At 39.4% G+C, this 26,497-nt stretch carries 21 protein-coding genes; 15 read left to right on the plus strand and 6 right to left on the minus strand.

Annotated elements, in window-relative coordinates:
- The first annotated feature begins 24 nt into the window (after positions 1-24).
- The 5 genes from AZE41_RS08345 (at position 25) to AZE41_RS08365 (ending at position 6,050) form a co-directional block, all read left to right on the plus strand.
- Positions 25-213 carry a hypothetical protein gene (locus AZE41_RS08345; RefSeq protein WP_067207961.1) on the plus strand — a complete coding sequence of 63 codons (189 nt, stop codon included), beginning with the start codon at positions 25-27 and terminating at the stop codon, positions 211-213.
- Positions 214-663: 450 nt separating this feature from the next.
- Positions 664-1,287, plus strand: coding sequence for a GyrI-like domain-containing protein (locus AZE41_RS08350; RefSeq protein ID WP_197485384.1), 624 nt, complete (start codon positions 664-666; stop codon positions 1,285-1,287).
- Positions 1,288-2,197: 910 nt separating this feature from the next.
- Complete coding sequence (gene ppsA / locus AZE41_RS08355; protein WP_067207964.1) at positions 2,198-4,810, plus strand: phosphoenolpyruvate synthase; 2,613 nt, start codon at positions 2,198-2,200, stop codon at positions 4,808-4,810.
- 376 nt (positions 4,811-5,186) lie between these two features.
- On the plus strand, positions 5,187-5,462 hold the full coding sequence (locus AZE41_RS08360) for an ArsR/SmtB family transcription factor (protein ID WP_067207967.1): 276 nt from the start codon (positions 5,187-5,189) through the stop codon (positions 5,460-5,462).
- 204 nt (positions 5,463-5,666) lie between these two features.
- Positions 5,667-6,050, plus strand: a complete 384-nt coding sequence (locus AZE41_RS08365) for a VOC family protein (RefSeq protein ID WP_067207969.1) — start codon at positions 5,667-5,669, stop codon at positions 6,048-6,050.
- Between the two features lie 447 nt (positions 6,051-6,497).
- Here AZE41_RS08365 and AZE41_RS08370 read toward each other — a convergent pair whose 3' ends face one another.
- From AZE41_RS08370 to AZE41_RS08385, 4 genes are read right to left on the minus strand one after another with little or no spacing between them, the layout of a single operon-like run.
- The gene (locus AZE41_RS08370; protein ID WP_067207972.1) at positions 6,498-7,313 is read right to left on the minus strand and encodes an ABC transporter ATP-binding protein; all 816 of its coding nucleotides are present in this window, start codon (positions 7,311-7,313) and stop codon (positions 6,498-6,500) included.
- Positions 7,313-8,344 (minus strand): FecCD family ABC transporter permease, encoded by a 1,032-nt coding sequence (locus AZE41_RS08375; protein WP_067207974.1) that lies wholly within the window; start codon positions 8,342-8,344, stop codon positions 7,313-7,315. The genes AZE41_RS08370 and AZE41_RS08375 overlap by 1 nt, the downstream gene beginning before the upstream one ends.
- On the minus strand, positions 8,341-9,381 hold the full coding sequence (locus AZE41_RS08380; protein WP_067207976.1) for a FecCD family ABC transporter permease: 1,041 nt from the start codon (positions 9,379-9,381) through the stop codon (positions 8,341-8,343). The genes AZE41_RS08375 and AZE41_RS08380 overlap by 4 nt, the downstream gene beginning before the upstream one ends.
- A complete protein-coding gene (locus AZE41_RS08385) occupies positions 9,374-10,456 on the minus strand; it encodes an iron-siderophore ABC transporter substrate-binding protein (protein ID WP_067213905.1) in 1,083 nt (360 codons plus the stop codon). The genes AZE41_RS08380 and AZE41_RS08385 overlap by 8 nt, the downstream gene beginning before the upstream one ends.
- Positions 10,457-12,094: 1,638 nt before the next feature.
- On the opposite strand from AZE41_RS08385, the gene AZE41_RS08390 reads away from it, so the two are divergent.
- Genes AZE41_RS08390 through AZE41_RS08400 form a run of 3 tightly spaced genes read left to right on the plus strand, consistent with a single transcriptional unit; the run spans position 12,095 to position 14,005 of the window.
- A complete protein-coding gene (locus AZE41_RS08390; RefSeq protein ID WP_067207979.1) occupies positions 12,095-12,466 on the plus strand; it encodes a GntR family transcriptional regulator in 372 nt (123 codons plus the stop codon).
- Entirely contained in the window at positions 12,453-13,313 is an 861-nt protein-coding gene (locus AZE41_RS08395; protein ID WP_067207982.1) for an ATP-binding cassette domain-containing protein, read from the plus strand. Before AZE41_RS08390 ends, AZE41_RS08395 begins: the two co-directional genes overlap by 14 nt.
- 11 nt (positions 13,314-13,324) lie before the next feature.
- Positions 13,325-14,005, plus strand: coding sequence for a hypothetical protein (locus tag AZE41_RS08400; protein WP_067207984.1), 681 nt, complete (start codon positions 13,325-13,327; stop codon positions 14,003-14,005).
- Between the two features lie 1,067 nt (positions 14,006-15,072).
- Here AZE41_RS08400 and AZE41_RS08405 read toward each other — a convergent pair.
- Complete coding sequence (locus tag AZE41_RS08405; RefSeq protein WP_067207987.1) at positions 15,073-15,510, minus strand: NUDIX hydrolase; 438 nt, start codon at positions 15,508-15,510, stop codon at positions 15,073-15,075.
- Positions 15,511-15,992: 482 nt separating this feature from the next.
- On the opposite strand from AZE41_RS08405, the gene AZE41_RS08410 reads away from it, so the two are divergent.
- The 3 genes from AZE41_RS08410 to AZE41_RS08420 all read left to right on the plus strand — a co-directional run bounded on the left by AZE41_RS08410 (position 15,993) and on the right by AZE41_RS08420 (position 19,756).
- Complete coding sequence (locus tag AZE41_RS08410) at positions 15,993-17,747, plus strand: AraC family transcriptional regulator (protein ID WP_067207990.1); 1,755 nt, start codon at positions 15,993-15,995, stop codon at positions 17,745-17,747.
- 225 nt (positions 17,748-17,972) lie between these two features.
- Positions 17,973-18,953, plus strand: a complete 981-nt coding sequence (locus AZE41_RS08415; RefSeq protein ID WP_067207992.1) for an ABC transporter substrate-binding protein — start codon at positions 17,973-17,975, stop codon at positions 18,951-18,953.
- A 35-nt stretch (positions 18,954-18,988) separates the two neighbouring features.
- Positions 18,989-19,756 carry an IucA/IucC family C-terminal-domain containing protein gene (locus AZE41_RS08420; RefSeq protein WP_067207995.1) on the plus strand — a complete coding sequence of 256 codons (768 nt, stop codon included), beginning with the start codon at positions 18,989-18,991 and terminating at the stop codon, positions 19,754-19,756.
- Positions 19,757-19,863: 107 nt separating this feature from the next.
- On the opposite strand, the gene AZE41_RS08425 is transcribed toward AZE41_RS08420, so the two are convergent.
- On the minus strand, positions 19,864-20,370 hold the full coding sequence (locus AZE41_RS08425) for a YehS family protein (protein WP_067207997.1): 507 nt from the start codon (positions 20,368-20,370) through the stop codon (positions 19,864-19,866).
- A 310-nt stretch (positions 20,371-20,680) separates the two neighbouring features.
- Here AZE41_RS08425 and AZE41_RS08430 point away from each other — a divergent pair, with 310 nt between their 5' ends.
- The 4 genes from AZE41_RS08430 (at position 20,681) to AZE41_RS08445 (ending at position 26,480) form a co-directional block, all read left to right on the plus strand.
- On the plus strand, positions 20,681-22,237 hold the full coding sequence (locus AZE41_RS08430) for an ABC-F family ATP-binding cassette domain-containing protein (RefSeq protein WP_067207999.1): 1,557 nt from the start codon (positions 20,681-20,683) through the stop codon (positions 22,235-22,237).
- Positions 22,238-22,575: 338 nt separating this feature from the next.
- Positions 22,576-23,682 (plus strand): sugar ABC transporter substrate-binding protein, encoded by a 1,107-nt coding sequence (locus AZE41_RS08435; RefSeq protein WP_067208002.1) that lies wholly within the window; start codon positions 22,576-22,578, stop codon positions 23,680-23,682.
- A gap of 90 nt (positions 23,683-23,772) precedes the next feature.
- Positions 23,773-25,293, plus strand: coding sequence for a sugar ABC transporter ATP-binding protein (locus AZE41_RS08440; RefSeq protein ID WP_067208005.1), 1,521 nt, complete (start codon positions 23,773-23,775; stop codon positions 25,291-25,293).
- An 11-nt stretch (positions 25,294-25,304) separates the two neighbouring features.
- Complete coding sequence (locus AZE41_RS08445; protein ID WP_067208008.1) at positions 25,305-26,480, plus strand: sugar ABC transporter permease; 1,176 nt, start codon at positions 25,305-25,307, stop codon at positions 26,478-26,480.
- The last annotated feature ends 17 nt before the right edge of the window (positions 26,481-26,497 follow it).

The raw sequence follows: 26,497 nt of genomic DNA on the forward strand, positions 1-26,497 counted from the left end.
TGTATTGAGAGGAGGTTAAACTAAATGGATCGATTTATTCTTTTGATGTTGGCTAGTATTTTAGCTGGATTTGCATTATTAAAGGTTCCCTTATCAGATACTTTTTTAGCGGGTTTAGAGCCGATAACTAACTTAATAGGTATTTTGGCAATTGTGATTTTCTCCCTTGTCCTAATGTATAAAGGTTTAATGGCGCTACTGGGGAGAAAATGATAAGAAGTTTAGACTCAGAAGTTATTCTGAGTCTTTTTAAGTTACTACTCACAAATATATTATTATCTAAAAGGTTGCAAACATACAATGGCATTGTAAAAAATATGGTATTTCACTCTTATGGGTAACACTTATTCAACTAACGAGTACGTTACTGAAAGAGGGAATAGAAATATGAGAAATGAAGATAAGATATGCTATCTAGATTGTACAGGCTAGAATAGTTTGAGTTTTTTTGATACTTTCACTTGAATCCCCTATTATAGAAGGAACAAGTCTAGTCTGAAGTGGTGGCGATTTTGACGAAGATAATACCATACAGAACTAGGCAGCAATTATAAATAGAAAAGGCGGTTAAAGTATGCACGTGTGGAAGCCCGCTTGGGATGGGAAGAAGCAAATTGGCACAATGTAGTAGATAGAGAAACGAAGTATGAGGGGGGCAATTTATTGATAAAGTATGAGTGGCGAAAAAAGGATAAAAAAATCTATTTACCAAAACAGATACCTACTATTTACAATGATACCGAAAAGTCGTATATCAAATTGCAAGGTGCAGGACATCCAGATAGCGATTCATTCCGGATAAATGTGGAAATTTTATACGCATTGTCTTATAGTATTCGAATGATGCCAAAGGGTGGCTACACACCAAAAGACTACTATGAATATACAGTATTTCCGCTTGAAGGAATTTGGGATTTAGATGAAGAGGGAAGAAAATTAGATTACCTGGATAAAAATCATTTTGTCTATCAATTAATGATCAGACAGCCTGACTTTGTGACGAGGGAACTTTTTCAAAGGGCTGTTGAAAGTGTACGAGCAAAAAAGAAACATTTACTAGTTGATACAGCAACACTCGAATCTTTTTCTGATGGATTATGTGTTCAGATGATGCACCATGGTAGCTACGATAAAGAACCAGAAACGTTTTCTAAGATGGAAAAGTATTGTGAGGAACAAGGTTTGATACGAATTGAAAAAAGCCATAGAGAAATCTATATTACAGATGCAAGAAGAACAGCTCCAGAAAAATTAAAGACTGTGCTAAGATTTAAAGTTTCTAAATAAAAAAATGTTCGTTTCGCGCTTTATTTATAACGAATCGTATTCTCGAATACCCCAAGCTGTATTTTGTATATTCCCATTCAATTAGTAATGCTATTCTATGCCAGACGAATGAATTCGAAAAAGAGTATTTGAAGTTGCAAAATACATAAGTGGTCAGTGTATATAGTTAAAGAGAATATTGGGTAGCGTTAACTCGAAAAAGTAAGTCTTTATAACAAATAACGTCATGAAAAGCCTTACACATATTATAGAAATTGAATAGAAGAAACCTAGGTATATCAGGAATTAAACGCTCTAAAAACGTCCTCGTGGGACATTATGTAACGAAAATTGATTCAATAAAAAACACCTAAAACATTGTTGATTTCAATGTTTTAGGTGTTTTTTTATGGTAAGAATTTGGTTGGAATTGATTGTTTATAAAAAGTGAAAAAAACGTCTCTTTCAAATTGAACAGCAGTGTGCTCAGTGATCAGGCTCTTTAATAAGGGGGAACGAAAAAAGCCCAATATCTTAATATTAATACTAAGGAATTAGGCTTTTTAATATTGGAATTTCTTAATGTTTTAAATCCGTATTTTCCTGATGCTACACTAAATAATTGGATATCATTTTTCATCTTCGAATTCGCAACAATTATGATTGCATAAATTCATTGAAAAAAATGAGAAACTGTGGTAAATTTATATAGTTATACGCTATTTAAGCGGATTATGTATAGGTTACCCTATTTTAATTATACATCATAAAGCCCTTTTTAGTCAATATTTTTTTGAGAAAAGAAGTGTTTGATATGAATATGGAACTTCGCCAGGAGCAAGATCGAGTGGACAGCGTAATTGGTTGATCAGATGAACAACTTTTGTCATATGATTCGTCTGGTATTGAGCGATAAATGGGAGGGAAAGAAATGAAACCATATGTACTAGAGTTACGGGAAATCGATAAAATGAGTCAAATGGTGGTTGGTGGCAAAGGGATGAATTTGGGTGAGTGTTCGAGGATTGAAGGAACACTTGTACCAGAAGGTTTTTGTGTTACCACTGAGGCATATAAAAGAGTCATTGGGGAAAATGAGGAGCTTCAACAATTACTAGATCAACTAGCAGTTCAAAAAGTAGACGAACGAAAAAGAATTAGTGAGATTAGCAGGAAGATTCGTGAGCTGATTGAGGGGATTGAAATCGAGAAGGGGATCGAACAAGATATCGATCGATGTCTCTTAACATTTGGCCTAGAGCATGCATATGCTGTTCGTTCAAGTGCAACAGCCGAGGATCTTCCATTTGCCTCCTTTGCTGGTCAACATGACACTTATTTAAATATCATCGGAAGAGATAAAGTATTGCGACACATCAGTAAATGTTGGGCTTCCCTATTTACTGATCGCGCAGTAATTTACCGAATCCAAAATGGATTTGATCACAGCCAAGTTTTCCTATCCGTTATCATTCAACGCATGATTTTTCCACAGGCTTCAGGAATTTTATTTACTGCTGATCCGCTTACTTCTAATCGAAAGCTACTATCGATCGATGCTAGCTTTGGACTAGGGGAGGCCCTTGTTTCCGGCTTGGTATCGGCGGATTGCTATAAGGTGCAAGAAGATGAAATCGTCGATAAGATGATAGCACCCAAAAAACTGGCTATCTATGGGCTAAAAGAAGGCGGAACAGAGACGCAGCAGATCAATCCTGATCTGCAAAAGTCTCAAACACTTACTGACCAACAAATTTTACAACTAGCACGCAAAGGAAGACAGATTGAAGCTTATTTTGGTTGCCCACAAGATATCGAATGGTGTTTGGTTGAAGATACATTTTATATTGTCCAGAGTCGCCCAATCACTACTTTATTCCCTGTCCCTGAAGCGAATGATCAAGAAAATCACGTTTACGTTTCTGTCGGTCATCAACAAATGATGACCGACCCCATGAAACCATTAGGATTGGCTTTTTACCTGTTAACGACTCCTGCACCCATGCGTAAAGCTGGTGGAAGGCTGTTTGTTGATATCACACATAGTCTGGCTTCACCTGTTAGCAGAGAAATTTTAGTAGATACGCTGGGACAATCCGATCCGCTCATAAAAGACGCACTAATGACCATAATCGAGCGGGATTTCATTAAATTGTTACCAACTGGTGACAAAGAGCTGAGTCCAAGTAGTAGTAATAAAAGTATGTCTTCTGCGGGTTTTCAAACACAATTCAAAAACAATCCTACAATCGTTTCTGATTTGATAAAGAGTAGTGAAACATCGATAAACGAGTTAAAACAAACCATCCAAACGAAATCAGGATCAGATTTATTTGATTTTATACTAGAAGATCTGCAGCAATTAAAGAAGATTCTATTTGACCCACAAAGTTTGGGTGTGATTATGACTGCTATGGATGCTTCATCATGGATCAATGAAAAAATGAATATGTGGTTGGGTGAAAAAAACGTAGCAGACACGCTTTCCCAATCTGTACCAAACAATATTACTTCGGAAATGGGTCTGGCGCTATTGGATGTCGCAGATGTGATTCGTCCATATCCAGAAGTAATTCATTATTTACAGCATGTAAAAGATGATAACTTTTTGGAGGGAATCGTTACGTTTGAAGGAGGACAGGAAAGCCAAGATGCAATAATAGCTTATCTCAACAAATACGGAATGCGATGTGCTGGAGAAATCGATATGACTAAAACTCGTTGGAGTGAAAAACCAACTACACTTGTCCCTATGATTCTCAGTAACATCAAAGAACTTGAGCCTAATTCGGGCAAACGGAAATTTGAGCAAGGGCGGCAGGCAGCTTTGAAAAAAGAACAAGAGTTAGTAGATCGATTGATGCAATTACCGGATGGTAAACGAAAAGCCGAAGAGACAAAACGAGTGATTAGCCTAATCCGGAATTTCATCGGTTATCGTGAATATCCCAAATACGGCATGATTAGTCGCTACTTCGTTTATAAGCAGGCGTTACTGAAAGAAGCCGAACAACTCGTACAAGCCAACGTTATTCATAAAAAAGAAGATATATACTATCTCACATTTGAAGAACTTCGTGAAGTCGTACGAACAAAAAAACTGGATTTCGAGATTATCAGCAAACGTAAGAACGACTACAAATTGTATGGAAAACTAACGCCCCCGCGTGTACTCACGTCTGATGGTGAAATCATTGCAGGTAAGTACAAACGAGAAAATCTCCCAGCCGGAGCGATTGTAGGACTACCTGTTTCTTCTGGAGTTATTGAGGGACGAGCACGTGTCATCTTAAACATGGAAGAAGCTGTTTTAAAAGAAGGAGATATATTAGTCACCTCCTTTACTGATCCCGGCTGGACACCATTATTTGTCTCCATAAAAGGTCTTGTTACCGAAGTTGGTGGACTGATGACCCATGGAGCAGTTATCGCACGTGAATACGGCTTACCAGCAGTTGTCGGAGTGGAGAATGCTACCAAGCTGATAAAAGATGGACAACGTATTCGAGTAAATGGAACAGAAGGGTATATAGAAATACTATAATTCAATACATTTAAATCTTAAAAGAAGAGCATTCGATTTAGGAGAATCATTGACATCATGGTGCTTTGCGGTCTATGTTTAGAACCCTGTGACAAGGATATATGAGCAGTCATTTTCTAACTAGGGAGATCCGAATTTTTTTATAAATAATAATGAAACCCAGCTATCTTCTCATTTGAAGGTAGCTGGATTTTTAAAGTTGGATGTGCAAAATAACAATTTAAATAAGCGCAAATTATTGGGGAAAGTGAAAATCATGATGGTTCGGGCTAAGGTTACTTCTTGAGTTTATGAAGTGAACTTTGGTAGTTGGAAAAAGGATTGTATGCATCCGGTTCGATTGACAAGCAACTACACGGTTGCTTATACTTAATGTATGAAGGACAAAGACGCTATATTCAAAGCACTTGGCGACTCGACTCGGCGGCTGATATTAGACGAACTATCCGAACGCAACGAGCTAACGTTGTATGAACTTACGGTACGTCTCATTACGAAGCACAACCTTACCATTTCGCGACAAGGGATAGCTAAACATCTTACTGTATTGGAAGATGCAGGGCTTGTAAAATCAAAACGAAAGGGAAAATATCGAGTACTTATGTTCAACACCGAACCACTTAAAAACTTGCTGAATGGATGGATAAAGTGATTTTGTGGAAAAACAAGAAAAAGATATTCCAAAGACGTAAGTAAGGGGATAAAAGGCGGATGAAGTCACTGAGTGTGTTTTGAATGGTATATTAAAAAGGGTATTGTAGGAACAGGATTTCGAACGAACGTGCGTTTTTTACTTGCAACCAGATTGTTAGCACAGCACGATACATCGCAAATATCGAAGGAGGCAAAAAACAGTATGAAAATTATTGTTACTAGTATATTCGTAGAAGATCAAGACAAGGCACTAGAGTTTTATTCAGAAACGTTGGGCTTTGTAAAAAAGCATGACGTTCCTACCGGAGAATTTAGATGGATTGCACTTGTTTCTCCCGAGGAGCAAGAAGGTACTGAGATTTTGCTTGAACCAAATAATCATCCAGCAGCCAAGGAGTATCAAAAGAAACTATTTGAAGAAGGCATACCTGTAACAATGTTTGGTGTTGAAGATGTTCGCAAAGAGTACGATAGGTTATTGAAACACGGCGTGAACTTTTCTATAGAGCCAACAGAAATGGGCGAAGTTACAATAGCTGTCTTCGACGATACATGTGGAAACCATATTCAGATAATCCAGCAGTAACTTTATGCGGATAACAGAATAGAGTTAAGCTAAGCAACCTATTAACGCGTGGCACCAAAGCGTTTGGTATAGGAATGAACTGAGTATCTGCGTATGTAGGGAGTTTTTATTTAAACTAGCTAGTGATTCACTGAGCGGTTAATCAGCATTGCTTCAGAATTAAGGTTATTCCATCAAAGGGCACTTTTCCGGAGTAACGAAAAAAGTCCAATTTCTCAATTATTATACTGAGAAATTGGACTTTTTTATATTTACTTATAGTGTTATGCAACTTAGAGAATAAAAAAGCTTGTTGCCTTTCAAAATCCTCTACTGTATTGGTGTCGAATCAAAGCAGTGGAGGTCGAAAGGAATACTGGCAATGCTGAAGTGAATGTGCACATAAGCATAAGGGCAATGATGAATGCTTAAATAAAATCGTGTAGTTTGATTCACTGTTTGGGTCATTTAAGGAGTACATTCATTATTAACATGATAACGTCCTTTTGGTATGGCAAAAGGAGAGCCTGAAACAGGGTCTTTTATCACCATACAATCGAGGCCGAATATGTCTTTAACTAATGTGCTTGTAATAACCTTTGATGGCTCACCCTCAACTATAAGCTTTCCTTTACGAAGTGCAAAAATATAGTCTGCATAGCGCGCGGACAAGTTTATATCATGAAGAACCATTACAATCGTAGTTCCGTGCTTTCGGTTAAGGTCTGTGAGTAGGTCAAGAATTTCGACTTGATATGTGATATCTAAAAAGGTTGTTGGTTCATCAAGAAATAAAATATCTGTTTGTTGAGCCAGAGCCATTGCGATCCAGACGCGCTGTCTTTGACCGCCAGAAAGCTCGTCAATATCATTATTTGCAAGCTCAGTTATATCCATAATACTCATAGCTTCGGCGACTGCATCATAATCCTTTTTTGTCCAACCGCTGAGCAATGATTGGTGCGGAAATCTTCCGCGTCCAACCAAATCAGCGACAGAAATTCCTTCTGGAACAATGGGGGATTGCGGTAGCAGTCCTAAAACACGAGCTAATTGTTTTGATGGGATTTTGCTGATGGGTCTTCCGTCAAGGGTGATTTTTCCAGACGTAGGCTTTATAAGCCTTGATAGTGTTTTAAGAAGCGTAGACTTTCCGCAGGCATTTGCTCCAATAATAACACTTATTTTATTACTTGGGATAATAAGGCTGACTCCATGGATAATCGTTTTATTATCATAGCCCGCTACTATCTCTTCGGCTTGAAAAACATGTGTCGGTTTCATTATAATTCTCCCCTTCGATTCATTCGGATTAGCAGGAAGATCAGATACGGCGCTCCGAGTATTCCAGTAATGACGCCCACGGGGTATCTGGCCACAAAAGCAAATTGTCCGATTAGATCTGCCGCCAAAACTAAATTAACGCCAACAAGACCTGCGGGAATTGCGCTTGAGAAGCCAACTCCGACTAGTCTTTTTGCAATCGGTCCGGAGAGGAAGGAGACAAATGCTATTGGGCCCGTGGTAGCAGTAGCAAGAGAAATCATGCAGACGGAACTAAAAATAAGCACAATTCTTGTCTTGTCCGTGTTCACTCCGAGAGAAGTGGCCGACTGTTCTCCAAGTTCCAATATACTTAGGTGTTTTCCTAGCACTATAATAATAGGCGTAAAGATGAAAACTGATAGTATCAAAGGCGGAAGTTCGTGCATTTGTGAGCCATTGAGGCTACCGCTGAGCCATCTGAACGCTGCGGGGAGATCTTGTTCTGCACCGATCAGCAAAAGATAGGATATCAAAGCGCCAAGCATGGCTTGTATGCCTATTCCGATAAGAATTAATCTCCCGATTGAAAATGACTTTCCCCTAGATAATATGTAAATTAGTATTACAGTAGCAAGGCCAGCAATCACGGAAGCAATGGAAACAACAGCTCCGCTAGTATGAAGTATGACTATACAAAAAACAGCCGCTGCGCTCGAGCCGCTAGTAATACCGATTACATTCGGGTTAGCTAGGGGATTGCGCAACATAGTCTGAAAGGTGTTTCCGGCAATGCCGAAAGCGAATCCAGCGAAAAGACCTGCCAGCATTCTTGGTAGACGTATGGTATTAATGGCAAAAGAAGCACCTTGGAGTTCTTCTCCAGAAAGTACTCGGATTACATCTATTACGGGATAGATGGTGTTCCCCAGTAAAAGCATCGCACAGCAAAGAATGAATGCAAGTGCTGCCAGGGAGCCGGTAACAAGTATCCATCGACGGTGTCTTTGACGTCTGCCCGCCATAATAAACTTAACAGATTCATTTTTCATAATGACCGCACTTTCGATTTCATAGCTAATAGTATTAGTATCGGTGCTCCTATAAATGCTGTAACTACACCGACTTCAAGCTCTCCAGGGCTACCGATGAGCCTGCCGCTTACATCTGATACAGTCAAAATGATGGCTCCTGAAATAGCAGACATCGGTATAACAAAACGCAGGTCAGGGCCAAGAATAAGGCGCATGACGTGGGTTGATAAAAGCCCAACAAAGCCAATTGGACCTGCCAGGGCAGTAGCTGAGCCGCACAAAAGAACGGCCCCTAGAGCTGCAACAAGCCTCAGTATTCCTGTTTTAACGCCGAGTCCGGTTGCAACATCGTCTCCCAGGGCAAGTGCATTTAGTGCTGGTGCAGAAATAATAGCTATCAGTATTCCAATTATCAAAAAAGGGGTAAAAGTCGTAATAGCGCTCCAGTTTGCTGAGCCAACACTTCCTACCTGCCAAAACCTGAATTGATCCATGACATGAGAACGTGGGATCATTATTGCGATGACTAGGGAAGAAAGGGCGGCACTTGTAGCGGCTCCCGCCAAAACAAGCTTAATGGGCGTAGCTCCACTACGCCCCATAGAGCCAATACCAAATACGAAAATCGCAGTAAGCGCAGCACCAGCTAAAGCTAGCCATATATATTGATTGGCGCTGCTTATGTTAAAGAATGCAATTCCGCAAACGACAAACAATGATGCACCTGTATTAACTCCCAGTATACTCGGGTCTGCAATCGGGTTGCGAGTGACCGCTTGCATAAGCGCTCCTGAAACTCCGAGTGCTGCACCGCAAAGTAAACTGAAAACTGTTCGTGAAATCCTTTTGCGAACCACATTTGCTTCGTAGGAGTTTACGTCAGGGTGAAATAAACCGTCCATCACTTCATTTAATCCCACCATACGAGAACCTAAAGCCAGGGATGCAAACATGCACAAGCCGAGCAAGACAAAACAAATCACTAGAACCGTTATAAAATTCTTCGGAATATGTAAGCTTGACTTTTTTATTTTGGAAGCCGATATACTATTCATTTAATTTCTTAATGGCTCCTCCTATTAATTCAAGATATTCATCAATCGTATAAGATATCGCAAGTGGATTTGGATTTCCAGAAGCGGCCATAGGAGTATCGTTACCAATGAACACAACAGAACCTCTTTGAATCGCTGGAATTTTGCCTAACAGGGGATCAGCTTTAACTGCTTCATATAGGCTTTCATCACCATATCCAATTATGATATCAACGTCGTTAAGAATGTCAGCATTCTCAGCGCTTAATGACAATGAATAGCTAGTAGGATCAGTAATCTGATTCGTGATACTTTCAGGATATTCCATACCTAGCTCAATTAGAAAAGCACCTCGAGGATCTTTAGGTGTATAAAGATGGAGTTTAGACATATCTTTAGCCGAGAAGTTGACCCAGGCAACCTTTTTGCCTTCCATCTCAGGATATTTACTTGATTCCTCCTCAATTAGTTTCTCAGTGTCCTTAATAAGTTGTTCGCCTTCTGCTTTCATTCCCATACCTGTTGAATTTAATATAACTTGGTCACGCCATTCGGTTGCCCAAGGAGCGTCCTGATAGGCTACGACTGGAGCGATTTTACTAAGAACATCATAGTCTTCCTGTGTTATACCCGAGTAAGCTGCAAGAATTACATCAGGATTTGCATCTGAAATAGCCTCAAAATCAAGACCATCGGTATCCTGGAAGATATTAGGTTCATCTGCGCCGAGTTCCTCGAGTTTTTTAGCTGTCCAAGGCAAAAGTCCGCTGTCATCCTGAACCCCGTAATTAGCGGCTGAGAAGCCTACAGGTATAACTCCAAGAGCGAGAACAACATCATGATTAGCCCATTGAACTGTAACAACTCGTTCAGGCTTGCTAGCAATTTCAGTTTCGCCAAATGCATGCTTTATTACGATCGGAAATTCAGTATTTTCATCTTGAGAAGCAGGTTTTTCTGTTTTAGATGTTTCGGTACTTTCCGATGATGAATCAGGTGTTGAACTTGATTTCTCACCTGAACAACCAACTAGTAGTATCATAGCCATTGCCGAAATTAGTAATGCTTTTAATGAGATTTTTAGCTTCGTATTCATTTTCATAACCTTCCTTATCGTAAAATGTATTTTTAGTGGTTGGTGACTAACTTTACGGAATAAACTCACATGAATTATTATTTTGTAAAGTTTTTGATAAAAGATGTTTTTACTTTCTGCACCGAAGATGATCAGAGATTCAGTAAGGGAATGAAAATTTCCTTTTTTGGTCTCCTTTTTATAATTGATAATGATAATCATTCTCTATTTAATGTATATTCTCTTTGATGGGTTGTCAATGAAAATTTATAAGAGCTACTTGTGATGTACGATGGGGGATGGGTACCCGAATCTCCGGTGATTATCGCGAATCATTGGTGCTTAATTGCGCACTCTAACCGCTCTAACATCCCTTCTGGAATTGGTACTCGAATTTTCGCCTTTTACTCCCATGAAAAAAATTTATAATTGATAATAATGCATAACAAAAAAACTCAGAAAAAATAAGGCTGAGCCTTGAGTTGGGTTCTCTGCAATCTTTGGAATCAAGAAAACTTACAGCTTGTAGTTTCTGATGCCGTGGTTAATGCCGAAACGTATAATAATCAGCATAAGTTGATAAAACTAAATTGGATGAAACACTCCATAACATTGCTGTATAAGTAACACTTGGAAGCTAAGTATGTATATATGATTACTTAGATCTGGCCATAGTTGTGCATATTTCAAGTTGCGATGCATATAATAAAGTTGACCATTTGCCTTGAATAGGATTTTATTCAAAGGAAATGCTAATGGTCATCGGGATGTCTTTTATGGGATCCTGGGGTTAGAGATCTGGTGATGATTAGGCACCGTGAAAACTTGATACACTTCCCGGACTTCGGGTGCCGGAGGTTGGCAAGCAACATAAAAACCTAATCATTATATTCAAGAAGAAGGGAGGAAGTAGTCATACTTTCCTCTCTTCTTTTTGATTGAAAATAGGTGACTCATTATGATGAATGATAAAAGGACAATTGAAATGTTATGCAAGGGTTTTCGGCATTTGAAGAAGTAGTGAGTAAAGAAATTCATTAACGTATAGGTATATCGAATTCATCCCATCAATGTACACTCTGTCTCACTCCTTCCAAAGGCAGCGTATGTGACCTTAAGAGAATCATTTAGCGCTTTGTCTTTAAATTGCTAGTATGAAAAATATTGATTTGGACCCAAAATCTGAATTTAATCTGGAGACTCCCTTTTTAAAAATTTCAAAACAGATAAATTACCAAATATATCAAAAATACTACTTTGACTTATTGTTACAACGATGAGGATAGGCACATGCCCTGTTAAATATCGCCCAATAGCAGGTCCGTGAAGTCTAGAAGACGGTAATTGAAAGAAGTCTCTTTATTTTTTGGGAAGGAGGAACTACAGAAGAATTGAACTATATATTAACAATAAATAGCAAAAATTCATCGATAATTGGTGAAATGCGACCGGGGTGATACATTCTTATAACCATAATCACCATTATAAGTACAATATTAAAAAGTCATCTTAAATGATGGCTTTTTTCATGCTGATTTTTAGGTGTTTTGGCTGTTCAGGATAACATTTTTAAAATTAAAATTTGACAAAATAAAATAAACTATGTATGGTTGATTAGTCGACTAATCAACTGAACTTCCGCTGAAAAGGAGAAATACAATGAAAGTTAAATTAAATGATCAATCACCTATTTTTATTCAAATAGCGGACATGGTAAAGGATGCCCTTGTTGAAGGTGTGATCAAAGAAGGCGAGAAGATTCCTTCTACTACAGAGTTATCAAATTTTTATCAGATTAATAGAGCAACTGCTCAAAAAGGTGTCGGGATTTTAGTTGATGAGGGAATTGTTGAAAAAAGACGTGGGATTGGTGTATTCGTTGTCCCGCATGCTCGCGATAAATTAATTAATGAAAGAGCGCAAGGCTTCTCTGAAACGTATATTAAATTATTAGTTGAAGAAGCGAAACGATTAGAAATGTCTAAAGAAGAAGTAATGAAAAAGGTGAGTGAATACTATGACAATCATTGACGTACGAAACGCTAATTTTAAGTATAAAGATGAGTTGATTCTAGAAAACATAACATTCAATGAAGATAGTCCTGTTATAACAGGACTATGGGGCAGAAATGGTGCAGGAAAGACAACGTTAATGAAATTATTATCCGGCCAAGAACGTGAGGTTTCAGGCAAAGTATTGGTACTGGGTACACATCCGTATAATAATAGTGCAGTTTCAAAAAAGATTAGCTATTTAAGGGAGGATCATTATTTCGGGAAAAGTTGGACTGTGAAAGATGCATTGCATTTTGCTGCCCTTTTCAACGAAAATTGGAATCAGGAAGAAGCGGATGCACTGATTGAACAATTCAAGTTACCAAGAAAAAAGAAAATTACTTCCTTCTCTAAAGGGATGCATACGATGATTCAGCTTGTCATTGGTTTAGCAAGTCATTCGAAAGTGACAATTTTTGATGAGCCAACAAACGGTTTAGATGCTCATGCACGTAAACAGTTCTTTCAGGCTTTAAAGGATTCTTACGATAATGATCCGCGTTTTATTTTGATTTCTTCACACCACATTAATGAAATTGAACCACTTTGTGAAAAGCTAATGATTATATCAGACCACAGCATTAAATTTCATCAACCAATTGAATATTTTCAAACACAGGGTGTCAGTATGATGGGGAAAATCGAGGATATACAAAGAGTCGTTAAGCCTGAAGAAATTTTGGAAACAACGCATATAATGGGACAATCCAAAGTGATGGCTGATATTGCTTTAACAAAGGAACTACAAGTATCCTGTGAACAGAATAATATTCAATTAGAAAAAGCATTGATGCAAGATTATCTCGTTAATATAACGGCTTAGGAGTGATATACATGAACGATTTAAAAGGCCCAACTACAATCATATTAAAAGATTTAAAAATACAGTTTTATATATTTACTGCTATTACCCTATTGTTAGTAATCATCTATAATATGGTCGGCTATTATGTAAGCCCGGATAATTTTTATCCCTTTATATCTGGACCGATCTATGGCATCTTGTTGTTCTTACCGTTTTTTATGTTTGGCGATGCATTTAAATCTACGATTGGACTTGGGGGTACCCGCACCAATTATTTAACCAGTCTTATTATCAGTTACTCGTTATTTATAGTTTCATTGATGATTGTTCATAATATTTTATTCCAACTTTCTGAATTAATAACAGGTAAGACGGAGAGTACAACGCATATTTTCCACTTTGCTAGTTTATTCGGGGCATCAAACATACTATCCTATTTCTGGGTGGATGTACTTATTGGTATCTTTTTCGTTGGAACAGGTACCATTGTTTCAGCTGCTTTATATCGATTTGGTTATATATGGATGTTAGGGGTAGCATTAGGCATAAGTGTTTTTGGATTTCTTTGGTTTACACTAGGAGATATGAGCGGGATATTGAAATGGACATTGGAAAATATGTATTTGTCACTTCATTTATTAGGCGGGTTAGGTATTATATGTATAGTACTCACATATCCGCTCATTAAACAGGTCACATTAAAGCTTTAATTCAATGTGGATTTGGACTTGGACTTCTGATTCATAAGGTAAATTGAGCTAGTAATATATAGTGGTGGAAGTTTACGTGAATGTAATTAGTATATAAAATAAGCGGTAAAACAACCATGAAATAGCGACATTTTCATGGTTGTTTTACCTAGACTGCTATTATTTATCACAAAGCATATGAATTTGTTGATGTTATGAAGTGATAAACAGTCTGTCATTTTAGCTTCGAAGTTTTAGTTGAAAAATCTTACTATCCAAAGTATGATTTTTAATACCAAGTATCTTTTCCATTAACGGATAATCGAATAAAATCGTGTCTTCCAGAATCGGGCCAGATTGCTTAACAACAGAGAACTAAAGAGGGGCAACAAGAGGTTGCATCTTGATGCACTTTTTATTGTTTTAGCCCTTGTAGCGGGGAGCCCAATACTGTAGACACTTAAAATCGCAGCCATCATTTCTTCGCTATCTTCATCCTCATAACCCTTTCCGCATGTTTCCATTACTCTTTTAGTGTTTTAAGTTAAAAATACAAGCATCTATATTCTTAAGATACTTTGACTACTACAGATCAAGACATCTCAGTAACCGTATAGAGGTAGTTCAATCTAAAGCAAACCAAACCAAACCAAACATACTGTACACGAAGCGCCTAGTGTTTTATTCAGTTAGTTACTGGTTGTTTTTGGTCAATCAACACTTGTGATGTATAACATTTGTTGATTGGACCAAACTTTGCATTTTAGCTTTATTATCAATAGTTTCAATGCCTTTAATCCATAAAAGACTAGACCAATAATGGTAATTGGTATCACACTTCTTACTAAATTATTAGTATCCATAAAAAATGTTGAAGGGAACTTTTGTACGAGCCTAGTGACTAACCCAAACACAAATATTAACAGTGGAATTCGTAATTTCCACTACACACTATCTACGGCTTCCCCTTAGTATGATTGAAAGCATAACATTACTTAACAAATATTATGATTTTAATAGAATTTATCAAATAGAGCTCTTCTTTATATCTATTGTAGCTTTAATTTAAAACCCTCACCTTAGATAAATTAATCCACATATAGATTCTCTTGCAAAAATTTGTCTGCGAGTTTAACGTTTTCCTTTAGGTATACAGGTAAGTCTGTATGAGCAAGAATTTCTGAAGTAGTCATCCAGATTACTTTATCAACTTCTTCATTACTTTTAGCGTAAGGCTCTCCAGATTTATGATGACATAGAAAAACAATATCTACTACATTGATCCCCGATTCAGTAACAAAAGAAGAACTATTTACGTATCTTAAATCAGTAACTTCGCAGCCTACTTCTTCAAGGATTTCCCGTTTCAATGTTCTTTCTAGAATATTAGATGAGTCGCCTTCTATTTCGCACTTTCCACCAACTAGTGAAAGAGAACCCCCAGCGTGTTCTTCATTTGCGCTCCTTAAAATTAGTAACCATTTACCATTGCGGTGTATAGCGCCTTCTACATTCACTACAAACATAATCTAGCCCTCCTAAAGCTTTATTGTTATCTGCTTTAACCTTACCACTTGGAAAACTTAAAACCTATCATTTATGGTATGCTTGGTCATGGTTTCCCTTATAGTTTGGGATTTGGACAGAATTACCCATGTCTATATTTATAAGGTTTTTTTATTAGATTGATAGTTGAGTATTCCGCATTACCCATAGAGTGAGCAGTGCACTTTGCTTGATCATTTGAATTCATTTTCATGAAACACTAGTAATATAATTTAAACATTCTGTACGGAGGTGGATGCCATCTCTCAAGAAGGTTTTTACTATGCGAAACAGGTACGATTGACTATTGTATTGAGGACTAAATTAAACTTGCATTTGACTTTATTCGGACTTCAAATTTTGTAAATGATAGTATCAAGATGGAGATATAGGCGGTGGGAAAAAGGTAGGTATTACTATATTATGCCAACGACAGACCCTCTTCAGGAGTTGATATCATACTATGATTGTGGAAGATCATCTTTTACTTTGGAACCATGCATCGCTGAAAGTAATTGAGGTGAAGCGCATTGAGCTACCGATTGGCGAGCAGCTGCACACATCTCAACTTTCTGCGAGTACTCTAATTTACACAATTCAAGGTCGTGGTAGGTTGCTATTGGACGGGGAGGAACAGCATCTAGAGAACGGATATGTTTGCCACGCTGGCAAGGGCGCTGTTCTTACTATCACTGATATCGCCGATCATCTGAGCTATTATATGATTCAGTATAAGGCCACTCTGCCGCTGCCGTGTTGCCAGGATCTGCTTCAATTAATGGATCACACGGAACCGTTTGAAATCCAATATGGTTTTGCAGCCCTTCATGCTGCATCGCTGCTCATTATCTTAGCTCGTATGGAGCAGGAATGGAGCCAGCCGGAAGCGATGGCAAAGCTGCAGGTGAAATCATTATTTTATCAGTTCGTTTGCGAGCTGATGAGGGAACTGCAGCACGGGCGTTTGAACCATGCTTCACCGGATACGGTCCTACAGGCTACCAGATATATGGATGAGAACTATGCGGAACCAATCACTGTAGACACACTTGCAGCTCTATTGAATTGTAGCTCTCGAGCGATGCAGCGGATGTTCAAAAAGCGTCTGTCGCTTGGGCCGATTGACTATCTGTTGCAAGTGCGCATGGACAAGGCAAGGGAATTGCTCTGCCGCACAAATATAGGGCTCAAGGATATTTCCCTAGCAATCGGTTATGTGGATAGCTACTATTTCAGCCGCTTGTTTAAACGCCACACAGGTGTTTCTCCAAGTACATATCGAGAATTGATGCTACATTCCAGAGGTGATAAACCAGAGGCGGTTACTGCGAGCTCACTACAGGCGGGGACAGATTCACTGGATACCGCAATCCGCCGCTCACGGCGGTTGGTTATCCATCTAAAAGGCGAACTACAGTTGGAACGGCAGCCTGAGAAAATTGCCGTACTAGATCCCCAGTTTATGGACCATATGCTGGCCCTAGGAGGACAGCCGGCCGGAAGCGTCATAGTGAGCGGAGATCTAAATAGCTTTCCTGAGTATCTGACTAGCAAGCTGGGCGTGGTCGAGAACTTGGGCACTAAGGATGAACCTGATCTAGAAGTACTGCGTGCTATGTTGCCTGATCTGATAATCTGTACCGAGTTCCAGAAGAGCATTTACGGAAGCCTCGCGCAGATAGCACCAACCATCATGCTTGAGCGGAACCGCGACTGGAGAGAAACATTACGAATCATCGGGCGTATTATGGGTAAGGAACTGGAGGCAGAGCAGGTCCTACAACAATATAAACAAAAAATCGGTAGGCTGAAGTCGGACTTGGCGGTAAAGATGGAAGGGCAGTCGGTATCAGTCATTCGACCGCGGGATAACAACATAAGATTGCATACAAGCGTTCATCGTACAGCGGCGATTCTATACAACGATCTGGGGCTGCATCCACCGAAGCAAGCGGTTGACCGCAAACGGACTAGCTCGATGATTTCTTTGGAGGGGTTGCCGGAGCTGGATGCCGACCATTATTTTGTATTGACCGACAATAATTTTCAACTATGGTCGGATGAGATCCAGAACACGACTACCTGGAAAAGTCTGCGTGCTGTGCAGCAAGATCATGTTTACCAAGCCAAAGTGAGCATGTGGATTGCTTATTATGGTCCGATAGCGATGAATCGGGTGGTGGATCAGGTGGCAAAAGTGTTCTTGGATGCGAAATAGCCATATTTGTTGTAAAGAGTAAGGAATAACTGACGCTATAGCAATCTATATCTTATAAAAACACTGTTGTTAGGATTCGATGATCCTAACAACAGTGTTTTTCATGTCGCAATAATCCATTGTATTTGTCGCAAACATCCATTGCCGAGAATGGCTTGAGTCGTTATAGTGAGGTAGATGGTGATGATAATCATTCTCAATTATATAAGTGGAGGGGTTACATATATGTTTTCAAAAATCAGTTCGGTATGGGTCTTTAGTTTAGTTTTAGCTCTGGTTATGTTGCTGGGGGCATGCTCAAACAGTTCAAATCAAGATAGTACTAGCACGGGGGATCAAGAGCCAGCTACTACTGACGGAGTGGATCCGGTACAGGAATCACCGGTCACAATCCAGCATCTCAAGGGTGAGATGACATTTGAGAAAGTACCTAAGAAAATTGTCGTGCTAGACGTCCAGTATGCGGATCAAATGCTGGCACTGGGCAAGCAGCCAATCGGTAGCGTAATAGCCGAAACCGACAACGCGCTCCCGGAATATTTGGGCGATAAGATGGACAATGTCTCGTTACTCGGAACATATGTAGAACCGAGTTTGGAAGGAATCCTTGCACTAGAACCGGATCTCATTATCGCTACGGAGTTCCATGATGCGATCTACGAGGATTTACTCAAAATTGCACCGACACTTACGCTAGAGCGCAATGAGGATTGGCAGACAGTCATGTTGAAGTTTGGGCAAATTTTGAATCAGACGGAAGAAGCGCAGCAGTTGGTTGATGATTACAAACTGAAAGTGAGCGATCTAAAAACGACATTGGCAGACAAAATGAAGGGCCAAACCGTAGCTCTGATTCGACCTAGGGATAAAATGATTCGTCTCCAGACGACATCTCATCGTACCTCACAAATTTTGTATGACGATCTGGGCTTGACTCCACCCGAAATGGCAGTCAACAGCACGGATTCAAGTACGATGATTTCAATTGAAGTCTTACCGGAGCTGGGGGCAGATCATATGTTTCTGCTGCAAGACGATACGAATATGGAACTGACATCTGAATTTCAAAACACCTCAATTTGGAAAAATATGAGCGCGGTTACGACCGAACAAGTGTATATAGAGGACACAGCGCAGTGGATTGGTTATTATGGACCAATTGCCATCAATTTGGTTGTCGATCAAATCGCTGATGCACTTAACTAAATCTTTGTGGACTGAGAATCCAAGGAGGGGTGCGGATGAATAAGCATTCCAGGCTCGTACAAAATGAATGGGATTACTTGAACCAACATTTTGGCTTATGTGAACAAGCCGCAATCAGTCGTATTTATTCGGTTAGCACGTTGGACTTGCTCGACCCGGAAACGTGCGCTGATAATCTGGACAGGCTAACCGTGCTTCTCCAGTCTCCCTCGAGGATGATCACAGCTTCGCAATTTTTGAAAAGGTATGCTTTCCTAACCTCTGTTCCGCTGCTATACGCCATGACAGTTTATAATAAGGGGTTAGATTTATCGGTCGAAAATTGCTCGCTTGAGTCATCACCGGGTCACTCCTGGCTGGAGCGTGTCAGTCTTGTTGACGTCGATGCCACTATGCCTGAAACTAACGAGAGGCATGTTTGGCGCGATACAGTTATTAAAGCGTGTTTTGCCGAAAATCTAGGCAAACTCATACAAGTGATGTCTAGAGTTGCCAACGTGCCAAAACCTATTCTATGGGAAAACGTAGCAGTTCGTGTGTTTTCGCTTTACGAGAAACGAATTGGTGTAACAGAGGATCAGCAGGAGCAAGCGTGGGGCAAGGCAGACTTTCAGTACCTGATTCATGAGGCTCCTGGTGCGCTATTCGGGGAAAAGCAAAACCCACTAAGCCGCTTTTATGGCGAACATACATCTTCATACGTCTCTAATCCGCCTATGCGAGTTCGCAAAACCTGCTGCTTCTACTACGAGGTCTCCTGTGTTAAAGAATACTGCTCTAACTGTCCGAAAGTTAGAGGTTGAGGGATACAGGTATTGTAAATTCAATAACAGCATACGAATTGAAAAGCACCCCAAATTATTAGCTAAAACTAATAATTTGGGGTGCAGTTTTTTATATCCACGGTTCCTTATTCTCTATATCTTATAGCTAATCCTTTTAAGAAATTCCTTGCGTATCTGTCAAGGCACTCTTTATAATTCTTGTGTCCTTCTTTTCTTAATACAGCACCTAATTCACCTTTTGTTATAACGACTCCTGCTTCTTCTAATATTTCAAGCATATCATCGCTTGTTAATGATAGTGCTATTTTCACTTTTTTTAGAAGGATATTATTAACGCTTTCATAATTTTTTATAGCCAGTGCCGGTTTTTCAGCTTGTCCTGGTTTTGGATCTTGTTGCCCTCTTTTGAAAATAATAAAGCCATTTAAAAATGAATCTAACATACTATTACTACACTTTAAAGTCCCTTCATTTTCAGCTGCATCATGGTAATTGTCATCTGATTTTATGAGCAACATGGACACTTCTTCTTGTGTTACTTCAACGCCGCCAAGTTTAAATATCTCTACCATAACCGAGTCTTTTATATCTAGAGCATATCGTAATCTAATTAATATATCATTATTATTCATTTATAAACCTCCAGTAAAATTGTTATATATACACAATAGTTTTATCATTTTTAACGTAGAAAAAGGCAATCAAAGTTAACCTAATAATAGCACATAAAAATAGTTTAACCTTTTTTTTGTTATATCAGACTTTAAAAAAGATGAATTCCCGTCTGCATTAAAAATTTAGAATAAGATGAGTGTGAAATCGTAGCTTTCCTCATCAATAAAATCCCTATATAATATAGTAGGAACGTCAATGCTTGTTCAGGTTGTGGACTGCATTAAATTATGAGGAATTATACTTAGTGAAGGAACAGGTGTAAAACATATGAGTTTATTGACTGTAGCAAATTTAAGTCACGGCTTCGGGGATCGCGCGATTTTCGAAGACGTCTCTTTTCGGTTATTGCAAGGAGAGCACATCGGCTTAATCGGCGCCAATGGCGAAGGTAAATCAACGTTCATGAACATTATTACGCGCAAGTTAGAACCTGACGCGGGAACGGTAAGTTGGGCGAAGCGGGTGCGGGTCGGGTATTTGGATCAACACGTTGCATTGAAACAAGGGATGAGCATTCGCGATGTGCTGCGGACCGCTTTTCAATATCTTTATGACCAGGAGACAGAAATGAATGCGCTCTTTGCCAAGATGGCTGAGGTAGATGCAGATGAACTGGAGGTCCTTCTTGAGGAGACGGGTCAGATGCAGGAAGAATTGACGAACAATGATTTTTATATCGTCGATTCCAAAGTCGATGAAGTAGCGAACGGACTAGGATTAAATGAATTTGGTCTAGATCGGGACGTTCATGATTTGAGTGGGGGGCAGCGGACAAAAGTGTTGCTTGGTAAGTTATTATTGGAAAAACCGGACATTCTTCTTCTTGACGAGCCGACGAACTATTTGGATGTTGAGCATATTGATTGGCTACGCAATTATTTGCAGAACTATGCGAATGCTTTCATATTGATTTCCCATGATATACCATTCTTGAATAGCGTTATTCAGCTTATCTACCACATGGAAAATCAGCAGATCACTCGATATTCTGGGGATTACGATGAATTTTTGCGCGTGCATGAAATGAAGAAGCAACAGGTGGAAGCCGCCTATAAAAAGCAACAGAAGGAAATTTCAAACCTTAAAGACTTCGTAGCACGTAACAAAGCGAATGCAGCGACGAGTAAAATGGCTATGTCCAGGCAGAAGAAGCTAGATAAGATGGATGTCATCGAATTAGATGCCGAAAAGCCGAAGCCACAATTCTCCTTTAAACAGGCAAGGACCCCGGGGAAATATCTGTTCGAAACAAAGGAACTTGTGATTGGCTATGATGAACCGTTGTCAAATGCCTTGGAACTGACGATGGAACGTGGGCAGAAAATCGCTTTGTCTGGTGCGAATGGTATTGGGAAAACAACTCTCTTAAAGAGCATTCTAGGAGAAATCCCTGCACTTGCCGGTTCTGTTACTCGTGGTGACCATCTGGAAATCGGGTACTTCGAACAGGAAGCCAAATCGGAAAACAACAATACTTGCCTTGAAGAAGTATGGGAGGCTTTTCCGCATTTTACGCAATACGAAGTGCGTGCTGCCCTTGCGAGATGCGGGTTAACGACCAAACATATTGAGAGTAAGGTGAAGGTGCTAAGTGGTGGAGAAAAGGCGAAAGTGCGTCTTTGTAAACTGCTTAACCGCGAAACAAATTTGCTCGTCCTTGACGAACCGACAAATCACCTTGATAGAGACGCGAAAGAGGAATTGAAACGTGCCTTAAAGGAATACAAAGGCAGCGTGCTACTTATTTCTCATGAACCTGATTTTTATGAAGGCCTTGTAACTGATGTTTGGAACGGCGAAAATTGGACGACCAAGATGTTTTGAGTGGCTTGAACTTAGGTAGTTGAAATTAATTCGAATAGAATAATGAACCAAACAAAAGTCTCTCACAATTTGCGAATTGGTGGGAGATTTTTGTTTGGTTATTTTTGATAGCCCTCCATTTGCACATATAAAATAGTACTGGTCGAATGCTAATCTCATTTTGCATAAACGATTTTATTCCGCCCCTTTTACTAGCTGAAAAACTCCTCTTTCATCGAAAAGCTAAAAAAGTATAGTAAATGTTGAAAAAATGCTATTGATAGCGCTTTCATATTGAATTTTCAGAGTTTATGATTAAGTAGTAAATACTTTTTATTCGAAAAGAGAGGGGTAAAAAAATGATTAAGAAATTTAAGGGGTTAACATTTTTGGCAATCTTGATGGTGTTCGCACTCGTCGCAGCTGGATGTAACAATGACGGAGGTAGTTCGGTTGACGTAGGTATCGTATTACCGACGAAGGATGAACCTCGATGGGTACAGGATGAGCAACGTTTCAAGGATGCATTAGCAGATTCAGATTATTCAACGGAAATTCTATTTAGTCAAGGATCTTCAGCGAAAGAGAAAGAAAATGTAGAGGCATTATTAAATAAAGGCATCAAGGTATTAATTATCACTCCTCATGATGGTGCGGCAGCTGCATCTGCAGTAGAAGCAGCGAAAAAAGAGGGTGTAACTGTTATTGCGTATGACCGTTTAATTACAGATACGGATGCAGTAGATTATTATGTAACATTCGATAGTTTAGCAGTAGGTGCTGCACAAGCACAGTATTTAGTGGACAATGCACAGGGGTCTGACGTTCCTCTTTACCTTTATGCAGGTGCGGCTTCAGATAACAACGCATTTTTATTCTTCGAAGGGGCCTGGAAAGTGCTTCAACCGAAAATTGCAGATGGTACCTTTAAAATTGCTAACTCAAGTGAAGCAGAGGGGTTAAAAGATTCAGCCGAACTTTCGCGCGACCAACTGGGAAAAATTATTGGTCAAGTTACAACGAACTGGGATGCAAATGATGCGAAAAACAAAGCGCAAACACACTTAACAGCTGCGGGTGACGACTTAAAAGGTGATGTTGCAGTTCTAGCTCCGAATGATGGAACAGCTCGGTCAATCGCAGACGTATTTGCTTCTGATAGTGTAATTTCAAGTTACTTTGTGACTGGGCAAGATGCAGAGAAAGCATCTATCCAATATATAATCGACGGAAAACAGTCGATGACGGTATTCAAAGACGTTCGTGCACTGGTGAAAGATGCGATGGGTATGGCAGTTGAAATCTTAGATGGCAATACACCAGAAACAACAGGTTCTTATGATAATGGTTCAGTTGAAGTTAAAGCGAAACAAACGGACGTAATCGTGGTGAATGAAGATAATGTGAAATCTGAGCTAATCGATTCTGAATACTACGAGGCAAGCGAATTCACAGGTTTAGAGTAAAAGTATCACATTGGAAAATGGAAAATAGTGATAGTGTAATCTATCACTATTTCTCCATTTCTATTTTGTTTGGGTTAGGGAGGCGATAGAATGAGCGAATATATTTTAGAGATGAATGACATATCTAAAGAGTTCCCGGGAGTCAAGGCCCTATCGAACGTGAATTTCAAAGTGAGAAAAGGAGAAATTCATTGTTTGGTTGGTGAGAATGGTGCAGGAAAATCGACGCTGATGAAAGTGTTGAGTGGAGTCTATCCATATGGCACATACGACGGAGATATCGTATTTGAAGATCAAGTTCAACAGTTCAATGAAATTAGCGATAGTGTGAAGGCTGGTATTGGCATCATTTATCAAGAGTTGGCACTTTTTCCGGATTTGTCCGTCTATGAAAATATATTTGCAGGCAATGAAGTGAAAAAGGGTCCGTTCGTTGATTGGAATCAAACAATCGTTCAAGCTACGCAGATACTGAAAAAAGTAAAGCTAAAAGTGACGCCGGAAACACTGATTAGGGAATTAAGTGTAGGAAAACAACAGCTCGTAGAAATTGCCAAAGCATTAAGTAAAGATGTAAATCTTCTGATTTTAGATGAGCCGACGGCAGCACTGAATGAAGATGACAGTGAAAATCTGTTAAAACTCCTAAAGGAATTAAAAAGCCAAGGAATTAGCTGCATTATGATTTCTCATAAGCTGAAGGAAGTTATCGAGATAGCGGATAAAGTAACGATTTTGCGGGACGGCAAGACGATTTGTACGCTAGATGCAAGTAAAGGGGAAGTAGCGGAAAGTGTCATTATCAAAAATATGGTAGGACGTGAAATCGAAGACATTTACCCGAAACATCCTGATAAGAAAATCGGGGATACTGTCCTCAAATTGGATAACTGGTCAGCGTATGACACGCAACTAGGAAGAAATGTTGTGAAAAACATCAATCTTCACGTGAAAAAAGGCGAGATTATTGGGATCGCTGGTCTGATGGGGTCCGGTCGTACAGAACTTGCTCTTAGCATTTTTGGGAATCCGAAAAACTATAAGTTACAAGGGGATTTGGAAATTCAAGGGGCGCCAAAAGTACTGAAGCATACAAGTGATGCGATTAAGGCTGGTATTGCGTATGTGACGGAGGATCGAAAAGGAGACGGATTATTTTTATTACAGGATATTAAGAGTAATGTCTCGGCGGCACATCTGAAAGGTATTTCGACGAAGGGGATTCTCAACTTAAATGAAGAAGTGAAGGTTGGTAAAGAGTACAAAGACTCGTTGTATATTAAAGCGAGTTCACTAGAGCAAATAGTTGGCAAATTGAGTGGTGGAAACCAACAAAAAGTATCGCTTGGGAAATGGTTGTTTACTGGACCTAAGATCTTGATCTTAGATGAACCGACAAGGGGAATCGATGTTGGGGCGAAATTCGAAATTTATACGATTATGAATCAGTTGATTGACGAAGGTATGAGTATTATTATGATCTCCTCTGAACTTGGTGAGGTGCTAGGGATGAGTGATCGTATCTATGTTATGGCAAATGGCTCGATCAAAGGAGAACTGGCCATGAAGGAAGCGACACAAGAAGCGATTATGGAACTTGCGACGCAATAGGAGGGATAACGATGGGATTTTATAAAGAAACTAAAGCGCTCGTCAAAGCCAATATTCGAGATTACGGGATGTATATTGCTTTAATCGTTATTTTGTTAACATTTACGATTATGACGAACGGCTTGTTTATGTCTTCTCGAAACATAAGTAACTTACTGGATTCCGCTGGTTATATTGCGGTTTTGGCGGTTGGGATGACCCTTGTTATCGTCATTCGTCATATTGATTTATCGGTGGGCTTTTTAGCAGGATTTCTAGGTGCGATTACAGCCATTTTCTTGACGCAAATGGGCTTGTCAGTATGGATTACTATTCCGCTGATTTTAATTTTAGGTGCTATCATTGGATTATTTAACGGGGTATTAGTTGCTAAAATTGGAATTCCATCATTCGTTGCTACGCTGGCGGGGATGTTGATTTTCCGTGGTGCACTCCTTCAGGTTACAGAAAAAACGGGAACGATTATTGTTAGGGATGAACAATTCAATGCGATTGGGAATGGATTTATTCCATCGATTATGCAAATTAATGGCTTGCATCTACTGACGTTATTAGTAGGGTTTGTCGGAGTACTTTTATATATATACAATGAAATCGCCAATCGTCGTAACAAATTGACGTATGGCTTTGATGTAATGTCTAAGGGGATATTTAGTGTAAAGCTTGTTTTGATATCAGCGATTATTGCTTACATTACTTGGATTTTAGCTGGCTATAACGGATTTTCTTGGACGGTTGTCATTATAATAATCGTTGTCATAGTTTATCACTTCTTAACGACTAAAACAGTACTCGGTCGTCACATTTATGCAGTCGGTAGTAATCCTGAGGCCGCGCATTTGAGTGGGATCAATGTACAAAAGATTACATATATCGTCTTCGGTTCCATGGGGATGCTCGCGGCGTTATCAGGAATTCTTTTTACATCTCGGCTTCAATCGGCAACGACCACAGCTGGAACTCTCTTTGAGCTTGACGCGATTGCAGCGGCATATGTTGGTGGAGTATCTTCTGCAGGTGGTGTCGGTAAAGTAACAGGTGCTATTATCGGAGCCATCGTGATGGCCTCGTTATCGAGTGGGATGAACTTACTAGGTGTAGGAATTTCCTATCAATATATGATTCGCGGTGGTGTTTTAGCTGGAGCGGTAATCTTTGACGTCATGACACGGAAGCAACGGGGTTAAAAGAGAATAGTAGAATA

The sequence above is a fragment of the Sporosarcina psychrophila genome (genome assembly GCF_001590685.1).
In the GTDB taxonomy this organism is placed as follows: domain Bacteria; phylum Bacillota; class Bacilli; order Bacillales_A; family Planococcaceae; genus Sporosarcina; species Sporosarcina psychrophila.